Source organism: Actinomadura gamaensis (genome assembly GCF_042652125.1).
Classification (GTDB): domain Bacteria; phylum Actinomycetota; class Actinomycetes; order Streptosporangiales; family Streptosporangiaceae; genus Spirillospora; species Spirillospora gamaensis.
Map to the genome: position 1 here is coordinate 1 of NZ_JBHSIT010000035.1, position 798 is coordinate 798.

The 798-nt window shown below is 56.3% G+C and carries 1 rRNA gene; it reads right to left on the reverse strand.

The annotated features are described in order from the left end of the window. Positions 1–759 (reverse strand): 23S ribosomal RNA (locus ACFPCY_RS43025); the annotation flags it as partial. Positions 760–798 lie beyond the last annotated feature (39 nt).

The window sequence follows — 798 nt, forward strand, 5'->3', positions numbered from 1 at the left end:
AAACGCCCTCTTCAGACTCGCTTTCGCTACGGCTACCCACCACTGGTTAACCTCGCCACACACCATAACTCGCAGGCTCATTCTTCAAAAGGCACGCCATCACGAAACAAGAAGACAAGTCCCCTTGTAGGACGCTCTGACGGCTTGTAGGCACACGGTTTCAGGTACTATTTCACGACCCCTCACCGGGGCACTTTTCACCTTTCCCTCACGGTACTGGTCCGCTATCGGTCATCAGGAAGTATTCAGCCTTACCACGTGGTCGTGGCAGATTCACACGGGATTTCACGGGCCCCGTGCTACTCGGGAACACACCCAGGAGCCACTGGAATTTCGTCTACCGGACTCTCACCGTCTACGGTCGGCCATCCCAAGCCGTTCAACTATCCCAGCGGTTTGTAACTCCCCGTCAGCTCGGCAGCGCTGACCGGATGGTCCCACAACCCCGCACACGCAACCCCTGCCAGGTCTCACACGCGCACGGTTTAGGCTCCTCCGCTTTCGCTCACCACTACTCACGGAATCACTCTTGTTTTCTCTTCCTGCGGGTACTGAGATGTTTCACTTCCCCGCGTTCCCACCAACCGGCCTATACATTCAACCGGCGGCGACACCCCATGACGAGTGCCAGGTTCCCCCATTCGGAAATCCCCGGATCAAAGTCTGGTTGCCGACTCCCCGAGGCATATCGCAGGCTCCCACGTCCTTCATCGGCTCCTGATGCCAAGGCATCCACCGTATGCCCTTAAAAACTTGAACACACGAAACGATCAAACAAATCGCAACAGAGAACAAAAC